The following is a 4,607-nucleotide window of genomic DNA, read 5'->3' as shown; positions in this document are numbered from 1 at the left end:
ACGAAGGAGGAAGCCCGCATAATATTGATGCTTTTACGGCAAAGTCTGGTGGAGCTGATGGGATTCGAACCCACTGCCTGTACGATGCGAACGTACCGCTCTACCAACTGAGCTACAGCCCCACAAATCTAGATTCTAAATTCTAATATCAAAATGCTAAATAATTTTTAACCGCCACCAACCCCGTTTGACGAAGCCGGCTTTATTAATTTGCCTTGCGGGCGTAGTCGGATGAGCTACAGCCCCATTTATTTACTTCCGTGTTGTGCTTGACCACCCTGCGTCCCGTCCCGAGCTTGCCGAGGGAAGCTACCCTGGCCGACATAACCTTGGCGTAGTCGGCAGCTCCGCAAACCAAAATTCTAAACCCTAACCCGGACAAGCCGAAACCAAAAGGTTATTTATGTTCTTTTTCTTTTTTGTGCCGCCAAAAGGAAAAAGAACCAAAAAGAAAAAAGCTCGTCGCGTAAAATTATCCGGGCCATGTTACGCTTTATCATTTATGCCTCCCCGCCGTGCGTGGCGGGGTATACGGCGTCTTTTGCGATGCTCACTGATAATTTTAATGCGACCTACCGGGGCTTTTTCGTGAACAAAAAACGTCGTTGTTACTCGTTGACTTGTATAACGTTACTGCACACATAAAAATATATTTTGCGGAATTAGCATAGAATTTAACTTGTTAGTAACTAATTGTCTAAATCCTAAAAACCCTGATTTTGTAATATTATCAAAAAACCCGGTTTTTTTCAACCCTAATCGGCATTCTGCCAGATTGGTAATTACCTCAGCCAGTTTCAAGATGTTCTTTTTGAATATCTCCGGAGGGCCTCCAAAGCCGATCCTTATCCTGCCTGCATCCTCGAAGAATCTTCCAGGCGCCACGAATACCCGGTAATATTCTGCCAAACTAAAAAATCATTTATTTCGCCAAAGCTTTTTCTATCCGGTCGGCCGCTTCGGCCAGGTTCTCAATAGTGTTGGCGTAGGAAAAGCGGACATAGCCCTCGCCCTCGGCCCCGAAGTTGGCCCCGGCCAGGGCGCAGATCCCGCAGTCGTTCAAAAGGAAATCGGTAAATTTTCGGGCGTCCATCCCGGTCTGCTTGACGTTGACGAAGATGTAGAAGGCTCCGGCGGGCTTGCGGCAGGATACCTTCGGTATTTTATTTATCCTGTTCACAATATAGTCGCGGCGCTTCTTAAACTCGGTCATCATGGCGGTGACCTCGTCCTGCGGGCCTTTTAAAGCCTCGATGCAGGCCACCTGGCTAAAGGTGGCGGTGCAGGAATTGATGTTGGTCATCAGCCGGGCCATGTGCTCCACCAGCGCTGTTGGCATCAGGCCGTATCCCACCCGCCAGCCGGTCATGGCGTAGGTTTTGGAATAGCCGTTGAGGATGATGGCCCGCTCCTTCATGCCGTCGAACTGGGCGATGCTTACGAACTTGCCGTCGTAGATCATCCGGTCGTAGATCTCATCGGACAGCACCGGGATGTCGCTGTTGACCGAGATGTCGGCCACCGCCTTCAGGTCGTCCCTGGTCAAAATGCCGCCGGTGGGATTGTGCGGCGAATTCAGGATGATCAGCCTGGTCTTCTTGGTGATCTTGGACCTCAGCTCCTTGACGTCCAGCCGGAAATCGTTCTCCTCCCGCAGCGGCAGGGGTATCGGCACTCCGCCATTGAACTTGACCATGGACTGGTAGATGGGAAAGCCGGGGTCCGGCACCAGGCACTCGTCGCCCTCTTCCAATAGCGCGGTGATGGCGAAGGACATGATGGGCTTGGCGCCCGGGGTCACCACCACGTGCTCCGGCCCGTATGGGATGCCGATCCGTTTGGAATAATACTCGGCGATGGCCTTGCGGTGCTCGGGCAGGCCGGCCGAGGGCCCGTAGTGGGTCTGGCCGGCGTCCAGGGCCTTCTTGGCGGCCTCTTTGATGTTCTTGGGAGTGTCGAAATCCGGCTCGCCGATCTCCAGGTGGATGATCTTCTTGCCCTCGGCCTCCAGTTTCTTGGCTTTGGCCATCATCTCGAAAGCGGTCTCGACTTTGAGTTTCTCCATCTTGGCTGCAAACTTCATATATCTCCTATATTATTTCTTTACCACCAAGGCACTAAGACAAAATAACTATTCACAATTCACAATTTACAATTCACGATTTGGCTTGGTGCCTTGGTGCCTTTGTGGCAGGTTTATAGTTTCCCCAGTATGGCCAGGATGCCCATGACTATGAACAGCCCCCCGGCGATGTAATGCAGGATGTTCTGCGGAATGACCTTGATGATGGCCTGCCCGAACAGCGCCCCGATCAGGGTCACGCAGACCAGGGCCAGGCTGCCCCCCAGGAAGACCGAGAGCCAGCTTCTGGACTCGGCGGTCATGGTGATCACGGCCAGCTGGGTCTTGTCTCCCAGCTCGGCCAGAAACAGGGTGACGAAAGCGGCGCCAAAGATTTTCCAGTTCATATTAAATCGTTTTCGTTTCTATTTTATCGTAATGTTTGTCTATCTCTTTTTGGGTAATAACAGTTTCGTGCAATGAGGTGGCTATTTCTGATAACCGCCTATTTGATATTCGTAAATATTTTGTGAAAGACCGGAGAAATATTGAGCTTCGTTTATGTATAGTTTTAACCTCTCCCCTGCCCCTCTCCCGGTGGGCGAGGGGTTCTCATAAATTAACTTACCAACCCGATTATTGCCTTTACCCTCAAATTTAATCATAGGTTTATCAAGGGCTTTGGATTTCAGTAAATGCATCTCCACCAACTGTCCGCCCAGTGCGGATAGTTTCAAAAACAGCTTATAATCGGCGGTAACCGGAACGCGGGGAAAATCGCTTTTGAGGAACTCCGCATATTTTGTCCGGTAAGTATTGGAATAAAGCACGGCGTAGATGTAATTGAATATCCGCTCCGGCTGGGGTGTTTCGCCGTAAGCCTTTGTAAGCTTTTCTACAAGCTCCGGCGTTAAATTGGGCTTTTTCACATTGTATTCGGCTCTGGGTTCAAAAAGCATCATAACGCCGGGAGAAGACCCTTTGGATTTTTTCTTTTCTGAATTTACATAAAGGGGAAATAAATAACCTATTCCCTTATTGCTGAGGGTCACTCTGCTTTCAATAATCGCATCAGCCACAAAAGCATGATTAAATATACCTTCGGCAACTTGGCGAACAGATATAAGACCTATGTTGCTGCCATCTACCATATGTTGCATAACTTCCTTGCGGGTTCTCCAAACAACTGTGTCATGAAAATATATATGCTTTTCATCAAAAGGTCGATAAAGAATTTTAGTGAAATATTTCTCCCAATCCTCTACTTTGCTCAAATCCCTTCTCGCTTTGGCAATGCGCCACATATAGTTTTCAGAAAGTTTATACGCGTTTTTGACGAAGTCATCATCAAGCTTTAAGTTCCTGAATGTTTCTATCCTGCGCCGTAGAGCGCCTTTATCCCAATCAGTAGCAAATTCATCACGGGCAGTCACTATTCCCGTAACGTTCAATGGAAATATTTCAGATATCGCGGGCCATGAACTATATTCAGCAAGTCCTTTTTCATTTCTGGGATAGAAGAAATACGTTGGCGAACTTGTTTTTAATTTTGTCCACTTAGTGTTAGTTATCTCATGTTTATCAAGCCAATTATATTTTATTGCGCGTAATCCATATTTTTCCGCATGGAAGACTTTAGTTTTATCTTTTGATTTACGTTTCATCATAATCACAATAGCCACGCCCTGCATGATATCAAATACATTCTTGTCATCTGAACCATCGGGGCATTTTTCCTTTTTAAGCGCATTGCCGTGCAGATCAAGAACGCGTATTTCATCAAAGGTATTCATCAACGACTGACGCATGCCTCTAAAGGTGGGATTATCCAAATACCCGTGATTGGTGATCATGCCCACTGCGCCCTGCCCGGCCTGTTCGATTTTCCATTGGGCAAAACGGATGAATTTCACATAGTCGTCCTGCAGCCAGTGTTTACGCTCGCCAAAATGCTTTCCATCAACATATTTGTAGTCTTCTATTAATTTGGTAATCCATTCGCCCTTATTGGTAGAAATACCGGAATACGGCGGGTTTCCCATTATCACCAATATCTTTTCCTGTCGTTTTACATGATTTGCTTCCCTGGATTCTTTGGACAATTCGGCCATAAACGGGATATTGGTCTGCTTGAATTCGTCCATTTCAAGGGTGTTGGTCAAATACAATTTGAAGCGGTCATCATCGCGCAACTTATAGCCCAATTCCTCCAGCAAAAAACCCATTTTTAAATGCCCCACCGCATAAGGGGCCATCATCAGTTCAAAGGCATAGAAGTTTTTTAAGATATGCTCTTTGATGAATTTATCCTTGCTGCCTTTGCCGTATTTGCCAACAAATTCATTGACCGCCAATTTGGCGGCTTCGGCTAAAAAGGTCAGCGTTCCGGCGGCCGGATCAAGCGCCGTTACATCTGGGGAGGCCAAGCCGTCGGCCTTGTTGAATTCGTCTTTTAGAATCTGGTGCAAAGAACGGACGATATACCCAACCACCGGCTCCGGCGTATAGTAAACGCCGCGCTTTTCGCGCAAGGATGGATCGTATT

Annotated in this window: 4 protein-coding genes and 1 tRNA gene; all 5 read right to left on the bottom strand. The window is 47.6% G+C overall.

Annotation, left to right across the window (positions count from 1 at the left end; all coding sequences use genetic code 11):
• Window positions 1-46: 46 nt before the first annotated feature.
• Window positions 47-122: transfer RNA gene (locus tag HY768_07870), tRNA-Ala, on the bottom strand.
• Window positions 123-630: 508 nt separating this feature from the next.
• Window positions 631-909, bottom strand: a complete 279-nt coding sequence (locus tag HY768_07865) for a hypothetical protein (protein MBI4727123.1) — start codon at window positions 907-909, stop codon at window positions 631-633.
• Window positions 910-922: 13 nt separating this feature from the next.
• Entirely contained in the window at window positions 923-2,083 is a 1,161-nt protein-coding gene (locus HY768_07860) for a pyridoxal phosphate-dependent aminotransferase (protein ID MBI4727122.1), read from the bottom strand.
• Between the two features lie 113 nt (window positions 2,084-2,196).
• On the bottom strand, window positions 2,197-2,469 hold the full coding sequence (locus tag HY768_07855) for a TMEM165/GDT1 family protein (protein ID MBI4727121.1): 273 nt from the start codon (window positions 2,467-2,469) through the stop codon (window positions 2,197-2,199).
• 81 nt (window positions 2,470-2,550) lie between these two features.
• A partial coding sequence (locus HY768_07850) for an N-6 DNA methylase (GenBank protein MBI4727120.1) occupies window positions 2,551-4,607 on the bottom strand: 2,057 nt, incomplete at its 5' end.

This window comes from candidate division TA06 bacterium (assembly GCA_016208585.1).
Taxonomy (GTDB): domain Bacteria; phylum Edwardsbacteria; class AC1; order AC1; family EtOH8; genus UBA5202.
This window is presented reverse-complemented; position numbering and strand designations above follow the sequence as displayed.

Coding starts and splice junctions, on each gene's coding strand:
- HY768_07860 (MBI4727122.1), bottom strand. CDS start 2,083: ATGAAGTTTGCAGCCAAGATGGAGAAACTCAAAGTCGAGACCGCTTTC.
- HY768_07855 (MBI4727121.1), bottom strand. CDS start 2,469: ATGAACTGGAAAATCTTTGGCGCCGCTTTCGTCACCCTGTTTCTGGCC.